At 70.9% G+C, this 21,606-nt stretch carries 21 protein-coding genes; 18 read left to right on the top strand and 3 right to left on the bottom strand.

What is annotated here, in order from left to right; genetic code table 11:
- Positions 1-53 precede the first annotated feature (53 nt).
- Both ACIRB7_RS04175 and ACIRB7_RS04170 read left to right on the top strand, forming a co-directional pair.
- Entirely contained in the window at positions 54-410 is a 357-nt protein-coding gene (locus ACIRB7_RS04175; RefSeq protein WP_403592003.1) for a hypothetical protein, read from the top strand.
- 37 nt (positions 411-447) lie between these two features.
- Positions 448-744 (top strand): DUF4031 domain-containing protein, encoded by a 297-nt coding sequence (locus ACIRB7_RS04170; protein WP_403592000.1) that lies wholly within the window; start codon positions 448-450, stop codon positions 742-744.
- 137 nt (positions 745-881) lie between these two features.
- Here the strand turns inward: ACIRB7_RS04170 and cpt are convergent, their stop codons facing one another.
- The 3 genes from cpt to ACIRB7_RS04155 all read right to left on the bottom strand — a co-directional run bounded on the left by cpt (position 882) and on the right by ACIRB7_RS04155 (position 3,588).
- A complete protein-coding gene (gene cpt / locus ACIRB7_RS04165) occupies positions 882-1,412 on the bottom strand; it encodes a chloramphenicol phosphotransferase CPT (protein ID WP_403592503.1) in 531 nt (176 codons plus the stop codon).
- A 54-nt stretch (positions 1,413-1,466) separates the two neighbouring features.
- Entirely contained in the window at positions 1,467-2,672 is a 1,206-nt protein-coding gene (locus ACIRB7_RS04160) for a Cmx/CmrA family chloramphenicol efflux MFS transporter (protein ID WP_403592501.1), read from the bottom strand.
- Positions 2,673-2,916: 244 nt separating this feature from the next.
- The gene (locus ACIRB7_RS04155; RefSeq protein WP_403591997.1) at positions 2,917-3,588 is read right to left on the bottom strand and encodes a hypothetical protein; all 672 of its coding nucleotides are present in this window, start codon (positions 3,586-3,588) and stop codon (positions 2,917-2,919) included.
- Positions 3,589-3,765: 177 nt separating this feature from the next.
- Here ACIRB7_RS04155 and ACIRB7_RS04150 point away from each other — a divergent pair, with 177 nt between their 5' ends.
- The 16 genes from ACIRB7_RS04150 to ACIRB7_RS04075 all read left to right on the top strand — a co-directional run bounded on the left by ACIRB7_RS04150 (position 3,766) and on the right by ACIRB7_RS04075 (position 21,557).
- On the top strand, positions 3,766-5,205 hold the full coding sequence (locus tag ACIRB7_RS04150; protein ID WP_403591994.1) for an MFS transporter: 1,440 nt from the start codon (positions 3,766-3,768) through the stop codon (positions 5,203-5,205).
- A 95-nt stretch (positions 5,206-5,300) separates the two neighbouring features.
- A complete protein-coding gene (locus ACIRB7_RS04145) occupies positions 5,301-6,476 on the top strand; it encodes a trans-sulfuration enzyme family protein (protein WP_403591991.1) in 1,176 nt (391 codons plus the stop codon).
- A 93-nt stretch (positions 6,477-6,569) separates the two neighbouring features.
- A complete protein-coding gene (locus ACIRB7_RS04140) occupies positions 6,570-7,109 on the top strand; it encodes a MaoC family dehydratase (RefSeq protein WP_403591988.1) in 540 nt (179 codons plus the stop codon).
- Positions 7,110-7,184: 75 nt separating this feature from the next.
- A complete protein-coding gene (locus ACIRB7_RS04135; RefSeq protein WP_403591985.1) occupies positions 7,185-8,036 on the top strand; it encodes a class I SAM-dependent methyltransferase in 852 nt (283 codons plus the stop codon).
- Between the two features lie 82 nt (positions 8,037-8,118).
- Positions 8,119-9,162, top strand: coding sequence for a class I SAM-dependent methyltransferase (locus tag ACIRB7_RS04130; RefSeq protein WP_403591982.1), 1,044 nt, complete (start codon positions 8,119-8,121; stop codon positions 9,160-9,162).
- 21 nt (positions 9,163-9,183) lie between these two features.
- The gene (locus tag ACIRB7_RS04125) at positions 9,184-10,077 is read left to right on the top strand and encodes a diiron oxygenase (protein ID WP_403591979.1); all 894 of its coding nucleotides are present in this window, start codon (positions 9,184-9,186) and stop codon (positions 10,075-10,077) included.
- Positions 10,078-10,114: 37 nt separating this feature from the next.
- Positions 10,115-11,050 carry a hypothetical protein gene (locus ACIRB7_RS04120; protein WP_403591976.1) on the top strand — a complete coding sequence of 312 codons (936 nt, stop codon included), beginning with the start codon at positions 10,115-10,117 and terminating at the stop codon, positions 11,048-11,050.
- A gap of 1 nt (position 11,051) precedes the next feature.
- A complete protein-coding gene (acpS, locus tag ACIRB7_RS04115; protein WP_403591973.1) occupies positions 11,052-11,489 on the top strand; it encodes a holo-ACP synthase in 438 nt (145 codons plus the stop codon).
- Between the two features lie 19 nt (positions 11,490-11,508).
- Positions 11,509-11,760 (top strand): phosphopantetheine-binding protein, encoded by a 252-nt coding sequence (locus tag ACIRB7_RS04110; protein WP_403591970.1) that lies wholly within the window; start codon positions 11,509-11,511, stop codon positions 11,758-11,760.
- The gene (gene metK, locus ACIRB7_RS04105) at positions 11,757-12,965 is read left to right on the top strand and encodes a methionine adenosyltransferase (RefSeq protein WP_403591967.1); all 1,209 of its coding nucleotides are present in this window, start codon (positions 11,757-11,759) and stop codon (positions 12,963-12,965) included. Before ACIRB7_RS04110 ends, metK begins: the two co-directional genes overlap by 4 nt.
- A 3-nt stretch (positions 12,966-12,968) precedes the next feature.
- Complete coding sequence (locus tag ACIRB7_RS04100) at positions 12,969-13,952, top strand: carbohydrate kinase family protein (RefSeq protein WP_403591964.1); 984 nt, start codon at positions 12,969-12,971, stop codon at positions 13,950-13,952.
- A complete protein-coding gene (gene metH, locus ACIRB7_RS04095; protein WP_403591961.1) occupies positions 13,949-17,413 on the top strand; it encodes a methionine synthase in 3,465 nt (1,154 codons plus the stop codon). The genes ACIRB7_RS04100 and metH overlap by 4 nt, the downstream gene beginning before the upstream one ends.
- On the top strand, positions 17,410-18,270 hold the full coding sequence (gene metF, locus ACIRB7_RS04090) for a methylenetetrahydrofolate reductase [NAD(P)H] (protein ID WP_403591958.1): 861 nt from the start codon (positions 17,410-17,412) through the stop codon (positions 18,268-18,270). The genes metH and metF overlap by 4 nt, the downstream gene beginning before the upstream one ends.
- On the top strand, positions 18,263-19,693 hold the full coding sequence (ahcY, locus tag ACIRB7_RS04085; RefSeq protein WP_403591955.1) for an adenosylhomocysteinase: 1,431 nt from the start codon (positions 18,263-18,265) through the stop codon (positions 19,691-19,693). Before metF ends, ahcY begins: the two co-directional genes overlap by 8 nt.
- Positions 19,693-20,349: a maleylpyruvate isomerase family mycothiol-dependent enzyme gene (locus tag ACIRB7_RS04080; RefSeq protein WP_403591952.1), complete on the top strand. Its 657-nt coding sequence runs from the start codon at positions 19,693-19,695 to the stop codon at positions 20,347-20,349. The genes ahcY and ACIRB7_RS04080 overlap by 1 nt, the downstream gene beginning before the upstream one ends.
- Before the next feature lie 683 nt (positions 20,350-21,032).
- Complete coding sequence (locus ACIRB7_RS04075) at positions 21,033-21,557, top strand: hypothetical protein (protein ID WP_403591949.1); 525 nt, start codon at positions 21,033-21,035, stop codon at positions 21,555-21,557.
- Positions 21,558-21,606 lie beyond the last annotated feature (49 nt).

Here is a 21,606-nt window from a genome sequence, read left to right as displayed (position 1 = left end):
GGCGCCTTCGCCCTGTCTCGTGTGGTGGGCGCGTGGCGGGTGACAATGACTGCATGGACGACATCGACTCCGTGGAGCAGGCGCTGCACGCCGCTCGCGCGCTGGTACTGGCCGACCTGGCGGCCCGGGAGGTCGCCGCCGCGCAGGTCGTGTCGATGGTGGAGGACGCGGTGACCCACCGGCGCTGGTGGGTCGAGCAGTGGCCCGAGGGCGTGGCGTACGTCGCGGGTCTCGTCGCCCAGGACGTCCAGGACGCCCTGCTCGAACGGTACGGCCGCTGGCCGCTCTGCCCGGTCTGCTCGGCGGGCGACCCGCACGCCCTGGACGTGGAACCGGAACTGGGCCCGGACCCGCACTGGGTCTGCGGCAAGCAGGGCGTGGTGGTCGCACCGGTGGGCGGCCTGACGTGAAGGGGCGGTACGAGCACGAGGTGAAGGCGGTCCGGGCGTGACGCTCTACATCGACCCGCCGACCTGGCCCGGCCACGGCCGCATGTGGTCGCACCTGGTCAGCGATGTCTCCTTCGAGGAGCTGCACACCTTCGCCGCCTCGATCGGCGCGCCGCCCCGCGCCTTCGAGCGCGACCACTACGACATCCCCTCCGACCGCTACGCGGACGCGGTGGCGGGCGGCGCGGTCGAGGTCGGCTCCAAGGAACTCCTGCGCCGCCTCACGGAGGCGGGGCTGCGGCGACCGAAGAGCCGGCCGGCGCAGGGGGAGGCGTCGCCGCGCTACGACGGGTGACCGCCGCCTCCTCGGAGGAGGACCACCCCGACAACCCGGCGTCCGGCCGGGTCCTGGCGAGGTCGGGTTTCACGCGGCTCGGGTTGCGCGACGGAATGATCGAGTACTGCCTGGTCGCAAGCCGCTGAGTGCCGGACTCAGCCGGAGGCCGCCACGTGGGCCGCGATCGTGCGCGCGCAGGCCAGGGACTCGGTGTGGGTGGTGTCGATCGTGAGGTCGTACGCGACGCCCTCGTGGACGATCCGGGCCTGCTGGGCGGCCATGCCGGGCGTGCGGTCGCCCCGGGCGATCTCGCGGCCCGCCGCCACCGAGGGGTCGCAGTGGACGCCGACCCACAGGGCGGGCAGGTCGCCGAGGGTGTCGCGCCAGCGGGTCTGGGAGGCCGCGCCGCCCAGGAAGACGTCGTCGATGATGATCCGGGCGCCCGCGCGGGCCATCGTCACCACGCCCTGCGCCCAGGCCGCCTCAAGGGCCCGGAAGTCCTCGCCGACGCTGACCCCGCCGTCCGCGCCGAACACGATCCCGCCGTCCGCGTCCCGCATCCTCGCGGGCAGGGCGTCGACGAACGAGTCGCAGCCGAACGTCAGCCACGGGTCGGGCAGTACGGACTGCAGGCACCGTACGATGCCGGACTTTCCCGAGCTGGAGGCGCCGTTGAAGATGATCATCCGAGTCGTCACCGCGCCACAGTAGGGCGGTGACGGTCCCGGACGAGCGGAATTTCAGCGGGTCGACGACAGGGTCGCCGGTTCCACCGGCGCGCCGGACGTCACCACGCGGGACGTGGAGCTGTGGAGCTTCAGTGCCACCGCCGCCGTCGCCAGGCCCACCACCGTCATCGCCGCGCCCGCCCAGGCCGTGGAGGCGAAGCCGAGGCCGGCGTCGATGACCGTGCCGCCGAGCCACGGGCCGCCCGTGTTGCCGAGGTTGAAGGCGGCGGTGGTGGTGGCGCCGGCGAGGGTGGGGGCGGCGCCCGCGACGTTGAACATGCGGGCGTTGAGGGCCGGGGCCGTGTAGAAGGCCGAGACGCCCAGGAGGAAGGTCAGGACGATCGTGGCGGTCGGGCTCGTCGCGAAGAGGGCCAGGGCGACGAGGAAGACCGTGGAGGCGGCTATGCCCGTGAGCATCACGCCGAAGAGGTGGGCGTCGGCGACGCGGCCGCCGATCGTCGTACCGACGACGGCGCCGATGCCGAAGAGCCCGAGGACGCCCGAGACCCAGCCCTTGTCGAGGCCGGAGACGTCGGTGAGGAGCGGGGCGAGGTAGGAGAAGGCGCAGAAGACGCCGCCGGCCGCGAGTGCGGTGACGACGACGGAGAGGAGGACCTGGCGGTCGCGGTAGATGGCCAGTTCCCGTTTGAGGCGGGGCTTCGTCGCGGGGAGCGGGATGTGCGGGATACGGGTCGCCACGCCGACGAGCGCGATGGCCGAGGCCGCGCCGACCGCCCAGAACGCGGAGCGCCAGCCGAGGTGCTCGCCGAGGAACGCGCCGGCCGGGACGCCGAGGACGTTCGCGATGGAGAGGCCGCCGATCATGACCGCCATGGCCCGGGCGCGCGAGCCCACCGGGACCATCGCGATGGCCACCGCCGCGCCGACCGCCCAGAAGCCCGCGCAGGCGAGGGCGCTGATCACGCGGGAGGCGAAGAGGACGGCGTAGTTGGGGGCGAGCGCGCCCGCTATCTGGCCCAGGCCGAAGACGGTGATCAGGGCGATCAGGGTCGTCTTGCGGGGGAGCCGGAGCGTCGCCACCGCGAGGAGCGGTGCGCCGACGACCATGCCGATCGCGAAGGCCGAGATGAGCAGTCCGGCGCGGGGGATGGAGACGTTCATGTCCTCCGCGATGGGCGGCAGCAGGCCGGAGAGCATGAACTCGCTCGTCCCGAGCGCGAAGACGGAGAGGCCGAGGATGTAGACGGCCAGGGGCATGCGGGTGCCTGGCGTGCCGGGGGAGGCGGGCTCGGTGGCGGGTGTCGTGGGCTCGGCGGGCATGGACGGCATGACATGCGTCAACCGGTTGTTCGTACCTGTCATTCCGGGCGTCCGGGTTTTTCTCGCGATGCGAGACGGGGGCAGCGGTCGAGATCCGTCAAGCCGGCCACGGAGCCCCCGGGTCCCCTGAGCGGACCAAAGGAGAGCTCCCCGAGGGAGTGCTCGACTTGGAGCGGTACGGTCATCGGCCGGACATGTCCGTCAATTCCTTGAGTTCCCGCTCCATGTTCTCCCGCGCCCTTTCCTCCCACACCGCGGCGCCGTACGGGGTACGGAAGAGCCGGGGGAGGCCGAGGAGCTGGCGGAGGACGGCGGCGCGGCCCGTGCGGAAGGCGTCGTCGGGGACGAAGCCGTACTCCTCGCGTACCGCGTCCACGTACCCCCGGTAGGTATCGGGCTCCGTCGCCAGGATCGCCAGGTCGGCGTCGCACAGCGTCTCGCCGTTGAGGTCGCCGGGTTGGGGGTCGTGGGTGACGGTGAGGCGGACGAGGCGGGCCACCTCGGCCACCTCGTGCGGGGTGAGGCCGGTCTCGGTGAGGGCCTTCTCGGCCAGGACCGCCGAGCGTTCCTCGTTCTCCGAGCGGTCCGGGCGGTAGACCGCGTCGTGGAACCAGGCGGCGAGCCGTACGAGCTCCAACTCGCCTCCCTCGCCACCCTGGTCGGCCAGTTCGTCGATGCGGTCGAGGACCGCCCTGAGGTGGCCGACCGTGTGGTAGCGGCGCTGCGGCTCGGCCCAGCGGGAGAGCAGGTTCCGGCCGTACGGGGCGGGGTCGGGGCCCTCGCGGCCGGCGCGGGCGGCGAGCAGGGTGGCGTTCCAGCGCGGGAGCAGCTCGTGGTCTTCCTCTGCGGTCATGGGGGCATTCTGCCCGGCGGGCGGTGCGGAAGGGGTGCTTCCCACGCGCCCTCATCTCTCCCTTACATACCCCCCATGGGTATGCTACGGTGCTCCGCGAAGGTACCCCCTAGGGGTATACCCCGAGCCCCGGAGGAAGGGCCGCTCGGGGCTCGTCGCGAGCGAAGGGTCAGGGCAATGTCAACCGTCAATCCCCGGCGCTGGTGGGCACTTGTCGTGCTCGCCGCCGCACAGTTCATGGTCATCATGGACACCTCGATCATCGGGGTCGCACTCCCCGAGATGCAGAAGGACCTCGGCTTCACGCAGAGCGAGCTCTCGTGGATCTTCAACGCCTACGTGATCGTCTTCGGCGGTCTGCTGCTCCTCGGCGGACGCCTCTCCGACCTCGTCGGAGCCCGCAAGATCTTCGTCTCCGGCTGGGTCGTCATGATCGCCGGATCCGTCGTGGCCGCAGCCGCGCAGACCGCCTGGGTCGAGATCGTCGGCCGCGCCGTCCAGGGCGTCGGCGGTGCGCTCATCGCGCCCTCCGCCATGACCCTCCTGATGATGCTCTTCATGCACGACCCGAAGGAGCTCGGCAAGGCGATGGCGCTCTACGGCACCGCCGCTCCCGCGGGCGGCACCGCGGGCGTCTTCCTCGGCGGTGTCTTCACCGAGTGGATGAGCTGGCAGTGGGTCTTCATCATCTACATCCCGATCGGCCTCGCCACCCTCGCCGCCACCAAGCTCCTGCCGAACGTCGAGTCCCGCCGCGGCTCCGTCGACGTCCTCGGCGCCGTCGCCGTCACCGCGGGCCTGGCGCTCGCCGTCTTCGCCGTGGTCCGCGCCCCCGAGGTCGGCTGGGGCTCCACCGGCACGATCCTCCAGCTGGTCGGCGCCGCCGTCCTCCTCGGCCTCTTCTTCGTGATCCAGAAGAGCATCAGCGAGCCGCTCATGCCGCTCAGCGTCTGGCGGGTCCCGCGCCTCGGCTCGGCCAACCTCGCGATGACGCTGCTCGGCGCCGCGTGGATCCCCATGTGGTACTTCCTCAACCTGTACCTCCAGCAGGTCCTCGGCTACGGCGCCTTCGAGTCCGGTGCCGCGCTGCTCCCGATGACCGTGCTCCTCATGATCTTCATGACGGCCATCACCGCCCGCCTCATGGGCAGGTTCGGCGCCAAGCCGCTCATCGCCGGCGGCCTCCTCGTCCTCGCGGCAGGACTGGTCTGGCTGGCGGCCGTCCCGCCGACCGGCACCTTCCTCGTCGACGTCCTGCCGGCCTCGCTCGTCGCCGCGCTCGGCATGTCCCTCGCCTACATCCCGGCGATGATCGCCGCCATGTCCGGCGCCCCGCAGGAGCAGGCCGGTCTCGCCTCCGGCATCGTCAACACCACCTACAACGTCGGCTCCGCGCTCGGCCTCGCCGCGCTGACCGCCGTCGCCATGTCCCAGGGCGCCGACCAGCTCGGCAACCTGCCGAAGCTGACGGACGGCTTCTCCGCCGCCTTCATCGGCGCCGCGATCGTCGCCGCCCTCGGCGGTGTCATCACCCTGCTCGTGATGAAGAGCGACAAGACGGTCGCCACCGAGGCCGCCACCGCTCCCACCGCCCAGGGCGAGAAGGTCAGCGCCTGAACCGCCCCGAAGGGGCCGCCCGATGTCCTTCCCCGGACGTCGGGCGGCCCCTTTTCCGTATCGCGGACCCTTTTCCGTACCAGGGAAGGAAAGCCATGGAACTGAACACCCGTGCCGTGCACGTCTTCAACGAGCCCTTCCAGGGCGGTAGTTGGCCGCTCTCCGTGCCCCTCGTGCAGTCCTCCGCCTTCGCCTTCGACTCCGCCGCCGAGCTCGCCGAGGCCATGGCCGGGCCCGACGGGCAGTACGTCTACAGCCGCCGCGGGAATCCGACCGTACGGGCCCTGGAGCAGACCCTCGCCGGGCTCGAACAAGGCGCCGGGGCCATCGCCTTCGCCTCCGGGATGGGGGCGATCAGCGGGGTGCTGCTCGCGCTCCTGCGGCCCGGTGACCGGGTGGTGGCCCAGCGCTGCCTGTACGGGGGCACTCACGCCGTCCTGTCGGACCTGGCCGAGCGGTACGGGATCGAGGTCGTACGGATATCGGGCGACGACCCGGCCGAGGTCGAGGCCGCCGCCGTGCACCCCGCGACCCGGCTGCTCGTCCTGGAGACCATCGCCAACCCGACCGGCCAGGTCCCCGACCTGCCGGGGCTGCTCGCCGCCGCCCGCGCGCTCGGGGTGACGAGCGTCGTCGACAACTCGCTCGCCTCACCCGTCCTGTGCCGCCCCCTGGAGCACGGCGCCGACATCGTCGTCCACTCCACCACCAAGTACCTCTCCGGGCACTCCGACGTCCTCGGCGGCGCCGCCGTGTTCGCCGACGACGCCCTGCGCCACCGCGTCTGGCCCCGCACGGTCGAACTCGGCGCCTGCGCAGACCCGTTCGCGGCCTGGCTGACCCTGCGCGGGATACCCACCCTGCCGCTGCGGATGCGGGAGCACTGCGCCAACGCCGCCGCCCTCGCCGAGCGGCTCGAAGGCCACGCCGGCGTCACGGCCGTCCACTACCCCTGGCTCGCGGGCCACCCCTCGTACGCCGTCGCCCGGAAGGTGCTGTCGGGCGGTGGCGGGCTGCTCTCCTTCGAGCTCGCGGGCGGCCGGGAGGCCGGCCGGGACCTCATCGAGCGGGTACGGGTGGCCCGGCTCGCGCTCTCCCTCGGCGGGGTGGAGACGCTCGTGACGCACCCGGCGTCCACCTCGCACCGGGAGCTGGACGGGCCGGCGCTCGCCGCCGCCGGGATAGCGGCAGGCCTGGTGCGGATGTCCGTCGGCATCGAGGACGTCGAGGACCTCTGGTCCGACCTCGAACAGGCCCTCGCCCGAAGGTAGTCGGGGCTTCTTTTGGGTTGACAAAATAAATGGTCAATTCGTAGATTGGATGTCGCCAGGGAAAGACCACTCCTAGGTCAAGGGGGGCGCGTGATGCGTTACTTCGAGGACTTCCGGCCCGGCGACGTCCACGAGCTGGGCACCGTCACCGTCACGACGGAGGAGGTGCTGGAGTTCGGCAGGCGCTTCGACCCGCAGCCCTTCCACACGGACCCCGCGCGCGCGGAGCTGTCGCAGTTCCGCGGCCTGATCGCGAGCGGGTTCCACACCCAGGCGATGTTCATGCGCCGCTACGTCGACGGACTGCTCGCCTACAGCGCCTGTATGGGCTCGCCGGGCATCGACGAGGTCCGCTACCTGCGGCCCGTCCGCCCGGGTGACGTCCTCACCGCGCGCGTCGAGATCCTCGGCGCCACCCCGTCGCCGTTCAATCCCGCCACCGGCACCGTCAAACCGCGGTGCACGCTCGTGGCCCCCGACGGGACGGCCGTGTTCAGCATGATCCTGCACAGCATCTTCCGCCGGCGCCCCGCCGACGCCGAGGCCGGCCATCTGTCGTCGATGCCCGCGGCCGAGGATCCCGTCGCCTGTGCGCGACCGGCGAAGAGCTGTGTCCCGGTCATGAGCGCCTGACGGAGCCGTCCTTCCGTCAGGCCGCTGAACACGGCCGTCCGTATCACCGGAAACCAAACCGAAGGGGGACCTCCTGTGGAGGCCGTATCCCGCACCGCCCAGTGGACCGCCGCCGCGCGCGCCCTGGAGACCGAGCGCGAGGACCGGCTGTTCGCCGATCCCTACGCGCGCACCGTCGCCGACAGCATCGGCTTCGAACTGCTCGAGCGCTACGCGGGGGGCGGCACCGTGCCGTTCCTCGCCATCCGCACCACCTACCTCGACCGCGCCATCGTCCGGGCCGTGGAGGAGCGGGGCATCCGCCAGGTCGTCTTCCTCGCCGCCGGCATGGACACCCGCTTCTTCCGGCTGCCCTGGCCGGACGGCGTCACCGTCTACGAGCTCGACCGCCCGGCGCTCCTGGAGGCCAAGGCCGAGATGCTCGCGAGCGAGCCGCAGCCGGCCGGCCGCACCCGGATCACCGTCCCCGTCGACCTCACCCAGGACTGGACGGGCCCCCTGAAGGAAGCGGGCTGGAAGAGCGACGAGCCCGTCCTGTGGGTGGTCGAGGGCCTGCTGTTCTTCCTGCCCGAGCACGCCGTACGCACCCTGATCTCGACGCTCTCCGCGCACGCCGCCCCCGGCTCCGTGCTGCTCGGCGACGTCATCTCCAAGGCAGCCCTGGACAACCCGCTCGCCCGCGGCTTCATGAAGGCCCTGGACGAGGACGGCAACCCGTGGCTGTTCGGCACCGAGGAGCCGGAGGCGCTGCTCGACGACTGCGGCTGGGCCGTACGCGAGGTGAAGCAGCCCGGTGAGCCGGGCGCCGACTTCGACCGCTGGCCCTACCCGGTCCCGGCCAGGTCCGTCCCCCGCGTCCCCCGCTCCTTCCTCTTCACGTGCGACCTGCCCGGTGCGACCGGCGCCGGTTCGAGGGTGGCCGCGTGACCGCCCACCGGAGGTCCGGGGGTCGCCCCCCGGGCCGGCACAGCACGTGCGACCTGCCCACCCATCGACAGGAGGAGGCGGCATGAGCGCCCACGACTTCCACCAGCGGGTCATCACCGACGCCGGCGCGGCCGTGCGCGGTCTGACCGTCGCCCTCGGCGAGCGCCTCGGTCTGTACAAGGCGCTGGCCGCCGACGGGCCCCTCACCGCGGGGCAGCTCGCGAAGGCGACCGGCACGAACGAGCGGTACGTCGAGGAGTGGCTGCACGCCCAGCTCTCCGCCGGGTACGTCGAGCGGCACCCCAGTTCCCTCACGTACACGCTCCCCGCCGACCACGTCGAGGTGCTCGCCGACCCGAAGGCCGTGACGTACGCCGCCGGGTTCTTCACCGCCCTCAAGGCGCTGTACGCCACCGAGGACCTGCTCGTGGAGGCGTACCGCACCGGTGACGGCGTCGGCTGGGCCGAGCACGACGCGGCCCTCGACACCGGCATGGGCTCCTTCTTCCAGCCGACGTACGAGCACAAGCTCGTCCCCGACTGGCTGCCCGCGCTCCACCACGTCACCGACAAGCTCACCGCAGGCGGCACGGTCGCGGACGTCGGCTGCGGCGTCGGCCACACCACCCTCCTCATCGCCCGCGCCTTCCCGAACGCCACCGTCCACGGCTTCGACTACTCGGAGGAGGCCATCTCGATCGCGCGGGAGCTCGCCGAGGAGGCCGGTCTCTCCGACCGGGTCGTCTTCGAGGTCGCCTCGGCCGACGACTACCCGGGCTCCGGGTACGACCTGGTGTGCTTCTTCAACGCCCTGCACGACATGGGCGACCCGGTCGCCGCCGCCCAGCACGTCCACAAGTCCCTGGACGCGGACGGCACCTGGATGCTCGTCGAGTCGAACGTGTCCCCGCAGGACATCGACGTCCAGACGCCCGCCGCCCGCATGTTCATGGCCCTGTCGGCCGTGATGTGCCTGCCCGTCGCGGTCGCCCAGCGCGGCCCGCACGCGCTCGGCAACCACTCCGGTGAGAAGGCCTTCCGGGCCATCGCGGAGGAGGCCGGCTTCACCCGCTGGCGGCGCGCGACGGAGACCCCCGTGAACGCGGTCTACGAAGTCCGCCCGTAACCGACCAAGAGGAGCCTGACCATGGGCGTGACCGCCCCCCTGCCCGTCACCGACCGGTTCATGGAGGTCCTGGAGCGGCTCAGCGAGCGTTCCGTCGAGGACTACTACAACCCGTACCAGACCTTCCAGTGGCCCGAGACGCTGGAGGAGAACCGTTTCTGGATGACGCCGGAGCTGCTCACCGTCCACGGCACCGAGCACTACGACACCCTCGGTGAGGAAACGCTTCAGCGCCTGTCGAAGTGGGAGTCCATCAACTTCTACAGCCTCAACGTGCACGGCATCCGCGAGCTGCTCATCGAGGTCGTCGGCCGGATCCACATGCCCGGCTTCGAGGTGCCGTCGGACTTCTTCCACCACTTCATCGGTGAGGAGAACGAACACATGTGGTTCTTCTCCGAGTTCTGCCGCCGCTACGGCAACAAGATCTACGGCTCCACCGCGATGCGCGCCGACGCCGCCTGGGAGCCCGAGGTCGAGAACTTCCTCGTCTTCACCCGCATCCTCTTCTTCGAGGAGCTCGTCGACCACTACAACGCCCGGATGGCGAAGGACGACGCCCTCTGCCACACCATCCGCGAGGTCAACCGCATCCACCACCAGGACGAGTCCCGCCACATCGCCTTCGGGCGCGAGCTGGTCTCCCTCCTGTACGGCCGGATGTGCCAGGCCGTGAGCGCCGGGCGGGTCCGCGAGGTGGAGGCGTACCTCAAGCGGTACGTCGTCTACAGCATCAACTCCCTCTACAACCCGCACGTCTACCGCGACGCCGGCATCCCCGACCCGCTGGCCCTGCGCAACGCGCTGGTCGCCGACGAGAGCCGCCGCCCCCACGAGCGCAAGGCCATCCGCAAGCCGCTCGCCTTCTTCCTGAAGACCGGGATCTTCTCCGACGACACCCTGCCCGTCGTCTGAGTCCCCGGGAACCTCCCACCTGAGAGGTGCACCCACCATGAGTGTGACCACCCCCGAGACCGTCGGGGCGACACGGGGCCTTCCCTCGCTCGGCCCGGAGGCGACCCGCCTGCTGCGGCTCCTCGACGACACCTTCGAGAGCTGGGGAGTGACCGCGGGCGCCCGCCCGATGACCATGCCCCCGCTCCTGCCGGCCGCCGACCTGGCGAAGCTGGACTACTACGACAACTTCCCGCACCAGGCCGTCCTCGCCGCCCCGCTCGACCTGGAGGGGCGCCTCACCGCCCCCTTCGACGCCGAGCGCGGCGAATGGCCCGCCGCCGCCCTCGAACCGGCCGGCCTCGGACTGCCCTCGGCGTCCTGCTACGCCGTCTACCTCGACCACCAGGGCACCCGGGTCGCCGACGACACCCTCGTCACGATCTGTTCCTGGTGCTTCCGCAAGGAGACCCACTACGAGGGGATGCGGCGCCAACTCGGCTTCCGCATGCGGGAGATCGTTGCCATCGGCGCCCGCGAGCACGCCGAGACCCACCTCGCGGACTTCACGGAGAGGATCCAGGCCTTCGCCACCGCCCTCGACCTGCCGCTGAGCAGGGAGGCCGCCTGCGACCCGTTCTTCGACAAGGGCGGCTCGAAGGCGCTCCTCCAGCGGCTCACCCCGGTGAAGTACGAGTTCCTGTACGAGGACCTGGCGATCGCCTCGGTCAACACGCACCGGAACTTCTTCGGCGACCGCTGCGACATCACGCTCGCGTCGACCGGCGGACCGGCCTTCACCAGCTGTGTCGCCTTCGGCCTCGAACGGTGGCTGTCCGCGCTGACCCGCCGCCACGGCGGCTGGGAGGCCGCCACGGCGGCGGTGCTCGACGCGAACGCCCGCCTGGAGTCCGACGCGAACGCCCGCCTGGAGTCCGACGCGAACGCGCGCGTGCGGGACGGCGCGAGTGGCGCGGCCGGGCCGGTGATCTGACGTGCCGGCCCGTCCCGCCGCCCCGCCGGCGGGCGGCCTGGGGTGGGCGAACCTCGGCATGGACATCGTGTCCGTCAACCGTGTCCGCAGGCTCCTCGCCCAGTACGGGGAGCGGTTCTTCGAGCGGATGCTCACCCCCGGCGAGCTCGCCGACTGCCGTACCTCCTCCGGGCTCGACGTACTGAGCCTGTGCGGGCGGATCGCGGCCAAGGAAGCGGCCTTCAAGACCTTACGGGTCAGGGGCAGGTTCCTGCCCTGGCCGGACATCGTCGTGCGGCGCTCCGAGGGCGGCTGGCCGCTCGTGGAGCTGCACCGGTCGGCCGCCGAGATGGCCGCCGCGTCCGGCATCACCGAGATCACCGTGTCCATCAGCCACGACGTGGACTACGCGGTGGCGGTGGCCGCCCCGATCATCGCCCCCGCCCCACCCATCCAGTAGCAGCTAAAGGAGAGCAACCATGGCCGACGGCCTGCAGACGGTGAAGAGCTGGATCCTCGAGCGTCACCCGGAGCGCGAGGACATCGCGCCCGACCTCGACCTGATCGAGAACCGGCTCATCGACTCGCTGTCCTTCGTCGAGTTCGTCTTCCTCCTGGAGCAGGAGAGCGGCACTGCCATCCAGATGGAGACCCTGGAGGTCGAGTCCATCCGCACCCTCGGCGCCATCGAGCAGCACTTCTTCAAGGCCCCGGTGGAGGTCCAGGCATGAGCCGCCGCCTCTTCACCTCGGAGTCGGTGACCGAGGGCCACCCCGACAAGATCGCCGACCGGATCAGCGACACCATCCTCGACGCGCTCCTCGCCGAGGACCCGTCCTCGCGGGTGGCGGTGGAGACCCTGATCACCACGGGTCTCGTGCACATCGCCGGCGAGGTCACCACGACGGCGTACGCGCCGATAGCGAAGCTGGTGCGCGAGGCCGTCCTCGACATCGGTTACGACTCCTCCGCCAAGGGCTTCGACGGCGCCTCCTGTGGCGTGTCGGTGTCCATCGGAGCGCAGTCGCCGGACATCGCCCAGGGCGTCGACACGGCGTACGAGTCCCGGGTCGAGGGCACGGGTGATGAGCTGGCCGCGCAGGGCGCCGGCGACCAGGGCCTGATGTTCGGCTACGCCTGCGACGACACGGCCGAGCTGATGCCGCTGCCGATCGCACTGGCCCACCGCCTCTCGCGCCGCCTCACCGAGGTCCGCAAGAACGGCACCGTGCCGTACCTGCGCCCGGACGGCAAGACGCAGGTCACCATCGAGTACGTCGGTGACCGCCCGGTCCGCCTCGACACGGTCGTCGTCTCCTCGCAGCACGCCGCCGACATCTCCGTCGAGGGCCTGCTCGCGCCCGACGTGCGCGAGTACGTCGTCGAGCACGTCCTCAAGGAGCTGGTCGAGGAGGGCGTCAGCCTGGAGTCCGACGCCTACCGGCTCCTGGTGAACCCGACCGGCCGCTTCGAGGTCGGCGGCCCGATGGGCGACGCAGGGCTCACCGGCCGGAAGATCATCATCGACACGTACGGCGGGATGGCCCGGCACGGCGGCGGCGCCTTCTCCGGCAAGGACCCGTCGAAGGTGGACCGGTCGGCGGCGTACGCGATGCGCTGGGTCGCGAAGAACGTCGTCGCGGCCGGTCTCGCCCGCCGCTGCGAGGTGCAGGTGGCGTACGCGATCGGCAAGGCCGAGCCGGTCGGTCTCTTCGTGGAGACCTTCGGCACGGGCACCCTGCCGGACGAGCGGATCCAGGAGGCGGTCAGCGCGGTCTTCGACCTGCGCCCCGCGGCGATCATCCGCGACCTGGACCTCAAGCGGCCCATCTACGCGAAGACGGCGGCGTACGGCCACTTCGGCCGCGAGCTCCCGGAGTTCACGTGGGAGCGCACCGACCGCGTGGAGGCCCTCAAGAAGGCAGTGGAGGCGTAGGTCATGCGTATCGCTGTCACGGGATCCATCGCGACCGACCATCTGATGACCTTCCCCGGCTGGTTCAGCGAGCAGCTGCTCGCCGACCGGCTCGACCGGGTCTCCCTGTCGTTCCTCGCCGACAACCTGGAGGTCAGGCGCGGCGGAGTGGCAGCGAACATCGCCTTCGGACTCGGTGTCCTCGGTCTGCGTCCCGCCCTCGTGGGCGCGGTCGGCGCCGACTTCGAGCCGTACCGGGTCTGGCTGAAGGACCACGGTGTGGACACCGACTCGGTGCGCGTCAGCGAGTCGCTCCACACCGCCCGGTTCGTCTGTACGACCGACCGGGCCCAGAACCAGATCGCCACCTTCTACGCGGGGGCGATGGCCGAGGCGCGCGAGATCGACCTGCGGGACGTCGTCGCACGCACCGGCCGCCTGGAGCTCGTCCTGGTCTCCCCGGACGACCCCGAGGCGATGCTCCGGCACACCCGCACCTGCCGTGACCTGGGGATTCCCTTCGCCGCCGATCCGTCGCAGCAGCTGGCGCGGCTCGACGGGCAGCAGGTGCGGGAGCTGGTGGACGGGGCCCGGTTCCTGTTCACCAACGAGTACGAGACGGCTCTGCTCCTGGAGAAGTCCGGCTGGGCGGAGGCGGAGGTGCTGCGCCGGGTCGGCACCTGGGTCACCACCCACGGCGAGGCGGGCGTCCGCATCCGGGGCGAGGGCCGGGAGCCGCTGGCCGTGCCGGCGGTGGAGGTCCCGGCCGTCGTCGACCCGACGGGCGTCGGTGACGCCTTCAGGGCCGGGTTCCTCGCCGGGACGCTGTGGGGCGTGCCGGAGCGGTGCGCGGCGCAGCTGGGCTGCGCGGTCGCCGCGACCGTCCTCGACTACGTGGGGACGCAGGAGTACCGGCTGCACCGGGAGTCGCTCCTGGACCGGATCAGGACGACATACGGGGTGGGCTGCACGGCGACCCTCGTCACGCATCTGAAGGGGCTGACATGAGCGTGTCCCGGCGGTCCCTGCGGGAGGAGTTCGCGACGCGGGTCGTGGTGGCCGACGGGGCGATGGGCACGATGCTCCAGGCCGCCGACCCGACGATGGACGACTTCCGGAACCTGGAGGGCTGCAACGAGATCCTCAACCTCACGCGCCCCGACATCGTCGCCTCCGTCCACGACGCCTACTTCTCGGTCGGTGTGGACTGCGTCGAGACCAACACCTTCGGGGCGAACCTGGCGGCGCTCGCCGAGTACGGCATCGAGAACCAGGTGTACGAGCTGTCCGAGGCCGGCGCCCGGATCGCCCGCACCACGGCGGACGCGCACACGGCCGCCGACGGCCGCCCCCGCTGGGTCCTCGGCTCCATGGGCCCCGGTACGAAGCTGCCGACCCTGGGCCATGTCACGTACGAGCCGCTCCGCGAGGCCTTCCAGCAGAACGCGGAGGGCCTGATCAGGGGTGGCGCGGACGCCCTGCTCATCGAGACCTCGCAGGACCTGCTCCAGACGAAGGCGGCCGTCATCGGCGCCCGCCGGGCCCTGGACCGGGCCGGCCTGGACCTCCCGGTGATCGTGCAGGTCACCGTGGAGACGACGGGCACGATGCTGCTCGGCACGGAGATCGGGGCGGCCCTGACCGCCCTGGAGCCGCTGGGCATCGACATGATCGGCCTGAACTGCGCCACGGGCCCGGCGGAGATGGCCGAGCACCTGCGGCACCTGTCACGGCACTCCCGTATCCCGATCTCCGTCATGCCGAACGCGGGTCTGCCGGTCCTCACCTCCGACGGCGCCCACTACCCCCTCTCCCCGGCCGAACTGGCCGACGCCCAGGAGGCGTTCGTACGGGACTACGGCCCCTCCCTGGTCGGCGGCTGCTGCGGTACGACCCCGGAGCACCTGCGGCAGATCGTGGACCGGGTCCGGGGCGCGGCCGTCCTGGACCGGCGGCCGACGCCCGAGGCGGGCGCGTCCTCCCTGTACAGCCATGTGCCGTTCCGGCAGGACACCGCGTACCTGGCGATCGGGGAGCGCACCAACGCCAACGGTTCGAAGAAGTTCCGTGAGGCGATGCTCGACGGGCGCTGGGACGACTGCGTCGAGATGGCGCGGGACCAGATCCGCGAGGGCGCGCACCTGCTCGACCTGTGCGTGGACTACGTGGGCCGGGACGGTGTCGCCGACATGGCGGAGCTGGCCGGCCGGTTCGCGACCTCCTCCACGCTCCCGATCGTCCTCGACTCGACCGAGGTCCCGGTCCTGCGGGCGGGCCTGGAGAAGCTGGGCGGCCGGGCGGTGGTCAACTCCGTCAACTACGAGGACGGCGACGGCCCCGAGTCGCGGTTCGCGCAGGTCACGGCCCTCGCGAAGGAGCACGGCGCGGCGCTGATGGCGCTGACGATCGACGAGGAGGGCCAGGCCCGGAGCGTCGAGCACAAGGTGGCGGTGGCCGAGCGGCTCATCGCGGACCTCACGGGGAACTGGGGGATCAGGGAGTCGGACATCCTGATCGACACCCTCACGTTCACGATCTGCACCGGCCAGGAGGAGTCGCGGAAGGACGGCGTCCACACGATCGGGGCGATCCGCGAGCTGAAGCGGCGCCACCCCGACGTGCAGACGACGCTCGGCCTCTCCAACATCTCGTTCGGTCTGAACCCGGCCGCGCGGATCGTCCTCAACTCGGTCTTCCTCGACGAGTGCGTGAAGGCGGGCCTGGACTCGGCGATCGTCCACGCGAGCAAGATCCTCCCGACAGCGCGCCTGGAGAAGGAGCAGGTGGAGGTGGCACTCGACCTGATCCACGACCGCCGCAGGGAGGGCTACGACCCGCTCCAGAGGTTCCTGGAGATGTTCGAGGGCGCCACGGCGAAGTCCCTGAAGGCGGGGAAGGCCGAGGAACTGCTCGCGCTGCCGCTCGACGAGCGGTTGAAGCGCCGGATCGTCGACGGCGAGAAGAACGGCCTGGAGAAGGACCTCGACGAGGCTCTGACGGCCCGGCCGGCCCTGGAGATCGTCAACGAGATCCTGCTCGACGGCATGAAGACGGTGGGCGAGCTGTTCGGCTCGGGCCAGATGCAGCTGCCGTTCGTGCTCCAGTCCGCCGAGGTCATGAAGACGGCCGTGGCGCATCTGGAACCGCACATGGAGAAGACGGACGCGGACGGCAAGGGCACGATCGTCCTCGCCACGGTCCGCGGCGACGTCCACGACATCGGCAAGAACCTCGTCGACATCATCCTGTCCAACAACGGCTACAACGTCGTCAACATCGGCATCAAGCAGCCGGTCTCCGCGATCCTCGAAGCGGCCGAACAGCACCGGGCCGACGTCATCGGCATGTCGGGCCTGCTGGTCAAATCCACCGTCATCATGAAGGAGAACCTGGAGGAGCTGAACGGCCGCGGCCTGGCCGCCCGCTTCCCCGTGATCCTCGGCGGCGCGGCCCTCACCAGGGCGTACGTCGAGCAGGACCTCCACGAGCTGTACGGGGGCGAGGTCCGCTACGCCCGGGACGCCTTCGAGGGCCTGCGCCTCATGGACGCGCTCATGGGCGTCAAGCGCGGCGTCCCCGGAGCCGTACTCCCGCCGCTCAAGCAGCGCAGGGTGGCCCGGCAGCCGGTGGTCGAGGAGGTGGCACGGGAGCCCGAACCGGCCGGCCGCTCCGACGTGGCCACCGACAACCCCGTACCCGAGCCCCCCTTCCTAGGGACCAGGGTCGTGACGGGCATCCCGCTCGCCGAATACGCCCCCTGGCTCGACGAGAACGCCCTCTTCAAGGGCCAGTGGGGCCTCAAGGACCCCGCGACGATCGAGACGGAGGGCAGGCCGAGGCTGCGGGCGCTGCTCGACCGGATCGAGCGCGAGAACCTGGTCGAAGCGGCTGTGGTCCACGGCTGGTTCCCCTGTGTGTCCAAGGGCGACGACCTGATCGTCCTGGACGAGGACGGAGGCGAGCGGACCCGCTTCTCCTTCCCCCGCCAGCAGCGGGGCCGCCGCCTCTGCCTGGCCGACTTCCACCGCGCCGAGGACTCCGGCGAGGTCGACGCCGTCGCCCTCCAGGTGGTGACGGTCGGCTCCCGCATCGGAGAGGAGACGGCGAGGCTCTTCGCGGCCGACGCCTATCGGGACTACCTCGAACTCCACGGCCTCTCGGTCCAGTTGGCGGAAGCGCTGGCGGAGTACTGGCACGCCCGCGTCCGCGCCGACTGGGGCATCGCCCAGGGCGACCCGACGGCCCTAGAGGGCATGCTCCGCACCGAGTACCAGGGCTGCCGCTACTCGCTCGGCTACCCGGCCTGCCCCGACCTGGAGGACCGGGCGAAGATCGCCGCCCTCCTGCGCCCGGAGCGCATCGGGGTCGTGCTGTCGGAGGAGTACCAGCTGCACCCCGAGCAGTCGACGGACGCGATCGTCGTCCACCACCCGGAGGCGAGCTACTTCAACGCGGGAGGGCGGCGATGAGTCCCACGTACTCGTTCGAGTTCTTCCCGCCGAAGACCGACCGCGGGGAGCGGACCCTGTGGGAGGCGATCCGCCGGGTCGAAGCCCTCTCCCCGGACTTCGTCTCCGTGACGTACGGCGCGGGCGGCTCGTCCCGCGACCGGACCATCGAGGTGACGAAGCGGATCGCGACCGAGACGACCCTGCGCCCGGTCGCCCACCTGACGGCGGTCGGCCACTCGGTGGCGGAACTGCGGGCCATCATCGGCGCGTACGCGGACGCCGGGGTACGGGACGTCCTCGTGCTGCGCGGCGACCCGCCGGGCGATCCGCGGGGAGCGTGGATCAGACACCCGCAGGGCTTCACGTACGCGTACGAACTGGTCGAGTTGGTCCGCTCGTTGGGCGACTTCAGGATCGGGGTGGCGGCCTTCCCGGAGGGCCACCCGAGGTCCGCGAGCCCTGCCGGCGACCTCGCGCACTTCGTGGCGAAGTGCCGGGCGGGCGCCGACTACGCGATCACGCAGATGTTCTTCGACCCGGAGGACTACCTGCGCCTGCGGGACCGGGTCGCGGCGGCGGGCTGTGACACCCCGATCATCCCGGAGATCATGCCGGCGACGGACGTACGCCAGATCCGCCGCTTCGCCGAGCTGAGCGACGCGGCGTTCCCCGAGGACCTGGCGCACCGCCTGGAGGCGGCGAAGGACATCCCGGCGGCGGCGTACCGCATCGGCGTCGAGCACGCGACGGCGATGGGCCTGCGGCTGCTCGACGAGGGGGCGCCGGGCCTGCACTACATCACGTTGAACAAGTCGACGGCGGCGCTAGAAATCCACCGAACCATCCTCAGCGCAAGGAGAGTTGCACATGTCTGAGTCCACTGAGTCCACTGAGGCTCCTGAGTTCACCGACTACAAGGTCGCGGACATCTCGCTGGCCGAGTTCGGCCGCAAGGAGATCACCCTCGCCGAGCACGAGATGCCGGGCCTGATGTCGATCCGGAGGGAGTACGCGGCGGACCGGCCGCTCGCCGGGGCTCGTATCACCGGCTCCCTCCACATGACGGTGCAGACGGCCGTCCTCATCGAGACGCTGGTGGCGCTCGGCGCCGAGGTGCGCTGGGTGTCCTGCAACATCTACTCGACGCAGGACCACGCGGCCGCCGCGATCGCCGCCGCGGGGATCCCGGTCTTCGCCTGGAAGGGCGAGACCCTCGAAGAGTACTGGTGGTGTACGGAGCAGGCGCTGACCTGGCCGAACGCCGACGGTCCCAACATGATCCTGGACGACGGCGGTGACGCGACCGTCCTCGTCCACAAGGGTGTGGAGTACCAGAAGGCGGGCGAGGTCCCGGACCCGTCGACGGCGGACAACGACGAGTTCCGCGTCATCCTGGAACTCCTGAGGAACACCACCCTGGACTGGTCGACGATCGCCGCCGGCATCCGTGGCGTCACGGAGGAGACGACGACGGGCGTGCACCGCCTGTACGAGATGCACCGCGAGGGCGCGCTGCTCTTCCCGGCGATCAACGTGAACGACGCCGTGACGAAGTCGAAGTTCGACAACAAGTACGGCTGCCGCCACTCCCTCATCGACGGCATCAACCGCGCGACGGATGTCCTCATCGGCGGCAAGACGGCCGTGGTCTGCGGCTACGGCGACGTCGGCAAGGGCTCGGCGGAGTCGCTGCGCGGCCAGGGCGCCCGGGTGATCGTCACCGAGATCGACCCGATCTGCGCGCTCCAGGCGGCGATGGACGGCTTCCAGGTCGCCACCCTGGACGACGTGGTGGAGACGGCGGACATCTTCATCACGACCACGGGCAACAAGGACATCATCATGGCGTCCGACATCGCGCGCATGAAGCACCAGGCGATCGTCGGCAACATCGGCCACTTCGACAACGAGATCGACATGGCCGGCCTGGCGAGGATCCCCGGGATCGTGAAGGACGAGGTCAAGCCGCAGGTCCACACGTGGACGTTCGAGGACGGCAAGGTCGTCATCGTCCTGTCGGAGGGCCGCCTCCTCAACCTGGGCAACGCGACGGGCCACCCATCCTTCGTGATGTCGAACTCCTTCGCGGACCAGACGCTGGCGCAGATAGAACTGTTCACGAAGCCGGAGCAGTACCCGACGGACGTCTACGTCCTTCCGAAGCACCTGGACGAGAAGGTGGCACGCCTGCACCTGGACGCTCTCGGTGTCCGGCTGACGACCCTGCGCCCCGAGCAGGCGTCGTACATCGGGGTGCCGGTCGAGGGCCCGTACAAGCCGGACCACTACCGCTACTGATGGAACGCGACCCCTGGCTCCCGGACCGCCTCCTCCGGACGGAACGGGACGCCCTGATGCCGCTCCTGCGCCGCACACCGGAGGAGGCGTACGAGCTCCGCACCGCCTGCCCCGGCTGGACGGTCCGGCAGGTCGTCGCCCACTGCGGGGCGGCGCTCGTACGGATCGTCGAGGACCGCCTGGAGGAGGGCGTGTTCCTGCCGGAGGCGAACGCGTGCGACGTGGCCGAACGGGAGGACTGGCCGCTCGGCCGGATCCTCGACGAGCTGGAACGCGGCCTGACGGAGGCCGGGCCGGTCATCGCCGGGCGCGAGGACGGGCGGCTCGACGCCGTCGCGCTCGGCGAGTGGGTCCACGCCGGAGACGTACGGGAGGCGTTCGGGGAACCGGGCGCGTACTGCGGCCCGAGCCTGGACCTGGCGCTCCCGCTCCTCGCGGTGACGAGCCGCACACGGGAGACCCCGCGTCTGGTCGGCGTCCTGACCGACCGCGAGCCGACCCCGGTGGCCCTGGGCAACGAGACGGAGGGCCGCCCGGCGGCGACCTACGAGGGCGACGCGTCGACCCTGATCCGCATCTACGCGGGCCGCCCCCTGGTCCGCACGCGCTACGACCTCCGAGGCGCGACAGAATCCGAACTACTCATCTACCGCTGACCCACGGCCGGTCCGGTCCCGTCGACGGGACGTCGTCCGTCACTTGGACATGATGAAGTCCAGGGCGAGACCGGAAGCGGTCGTCCAGTACGTGACGAGCTGGCCGTCGTCCGCGTACAGCGGGTTCGCGGGCATGGGGACGTCGATCGGCTTGCCCGCGCGGCTGCCGGGTGTACGGCCTTGGAGGGCGAGGGTGATGCTCCGCGCCTCGTACTCGTCCCTGGCGCCCCCGCTGACGAGCAGAGCGGCGTACGCCTCCTTGCCCGGCGCGATCGTGACGGGCTTGCCGGGGTCCGGGTCGCTGTCCTTAGATCACGGGCACGGTGGTCCGGGCGTCGGCACCGAGCTTGACGTGGGGGTAGTGGTAGAGGGCGCAGGTGTCGTCGCCGGCGTTCTGGACGAGTGCTCATGGTGTGTTTCCCCCGTGGTCGGCCGTACGAGGCCGTGGCTCGGCCATCGCCGGCGAGCAGAGTCTGCTCGTCGGGCGCCATCGACAAGCCTGCGTCCGAGCTCTGTTACGGAGGAGGTACAGGGAGGGGTCGATTCCGCAGCGCGGGCCGAGGGGGTGGTGCGCGCCACCACTCCAGACGCAGAGTTGAACGCGTTCAACGGGTCTGGCAAGGTATCTCTCGACGGCCCGCTCCTCCGGGTCGGTCGATGCGGGCTGAGGGTGGGAGATCCTGGTGGCGGGCGGAAGCAGGCTGCGTGCGCGCGGGGTGATCGCCGGTGTCTTGATGGCGGTTCTGGCTGTTCTGACGGCGTGCGCCGGGCCCTTTCAGTACTACGAGGGAACAGGGCTCCACGACATCACGGCGGCCGAAGTCGCCGGGGGCTGGGAGAACGTCGAGGGGACCCGGGTGGTGCTTCGCGAGAACGGAACGGCACTTCTCGAGAGGCTCGACGGGCAGGACTTCGACTTCGACGAAGGCTGGCGTCTCTCCGGTACGGGAACCTGGCAACTGAGAGACGACGACGGCGGCCAGGTCGTCCGGCTCTCGCTGACAGCCCGGACACGAGCGGAGAGACGCCCCCTCGCGACGACCACGGGCACCTCGCCCCCAGAGTCCCCGTCGACATACGCGTGGACCTTCTACGTGGACCGCGATCAGCACGACGAGCTGAAGCTGTTCTTCTTCTACGGCGATCCCGACATCGGGAACACATACGTGATGTCGCGAGCGACGTCCACGGCACCACCGTCGAAGTGACGGCCGCGACCCGCAAGCAGGGGTGACCCGCAGGCGTCGCTAGAGCTCG

Source organism: Streptomyces sp. NPDC093795, assembly GCF_044764665.1.
In the GTDB taxonomy this organism is placed as follows: domain Bacteria; phylum Actinomycetota; class Actinomycetes; order Streptomycetales; family Streptomycetaceae; genus Streptomyces.
Note: the sequence above shows the minus strand (reverse complement) of the source record. Positions and strands in the feature narration are given on the sequence as shown.

Coding starts and splice junctions, on each gene's coding strand:
- metK (WP_403591967.1), top strand. CDS start 11,757: ATGAGCCGCCGCCTCTTCACCTCGGAGTCGGTGACCGAGGGCCACCCC.
- ACIRB7_RS04130 (WP_403591982.1), top strand. CDS start 8,119: ATGAGCGCCCACGACTTCCACCAGCGGGTCATCACCGACGCCGGCGCG.
- ACIRB7_RS04155 (WP_403591997.1), bottom strand. CDS start 3,588: ATGACCGCAGAGGAAGACCACGAGCTGCTCCCGCGCTGGAACGCCACC.
- ACIRB7_RS04160 (WP_403592501.1), bottom strand. CDS start 2,672: ATGCCCCTGGCCGTCTACATCCTCGGCCTCTCCGTCTTCGCGCTCGGG.
- ACIRB7_RS04175 (WP_403592003.1), top strand. CDS start 54: ATGGACGACATCGACTCCGTGGAGCAGGCGCTGCACGCCGCTCGCGCG.
- ACIRB7_RS04145 (WP_403591991.1), top strand. CDS start 5,301: ATGGAACTGAACACCCGTGCCGTGCACGTCTTCAACGAGCCCTTCCAG.
- metH (WP_403591961.1), top strand. CDS start 13,949: ATGAGCGTGTCCCGGCGGTCCCTGCGGGAGGAGTTCGCGACGCGGGTC.
- ACIRB7_RS04140 (WP_403591988.1), top strand. CDS start 6,570: ATGCGTTACTTCGAGGACTTCCGGCCCGGCGACGTCCACGAGCTGGGC.
- ahcY (WP_403591955.1), top strand. CDS start 18,263: ATGTCTGAGTCCACTGAGTCCACTGAGGCTCCTGAGTTCACCGACTAC.
- cpt (WP_403592503.1), bottom strand. CDS start 1,412: ATGATCATCTTCAACGGCGCCTCCAGCTCGGGAAAGTCCGGCATCGTA.
- ACIRB7_RS04125 (WP_403591979.1), top strand. CDS start 9,184: ATGGGCGTGACCGCCCCCCTGCCCGTCACCGACCGGTTCATGGAGGTC.
- ACIRB7_RS04080 (WP_403591952.1), top strand. CDS start 19,693: ATGGAACGCGACCCCTGGCTCCCGGACCGCCTCCTCCGGACGGAACGG.
- metF (WP_403591958.1), top strand. CDS start 17,410: ATGAGTCCCACGTACTCGTTCGAGTTCTTCCCGCCGAAGACCGACCGC.
- ACIRB7_RS04100 (WP_403591964.1), top strand. CDS start 12,969: ATGCGTATCGCTGTCACGGGATCCATCGCGACCGACCATCTGATGACC.
- ACIRB7_RS04150 (WP_403591994.1), top strand. CDS start 3,766: ATGTCAACCGTCAATCCCCGGCGCTGGTGGGCACTTGTCGTGCTCGCC.
- ACIRB7_RS04120 (WP_403591976.1), top strand. CDS start 10,115: ATGAGTGTGACCACCCCCGAGACCGTCGGGGCGACACGGGGCCTTCCC.
- ACIRB7_RS04110 (WP_403591970.1), top strand. CDS start 11,509: ATGGCCGACGGCCTGCAGACGGTGAAGAGCTGGATCCTCGAGCGTCAC.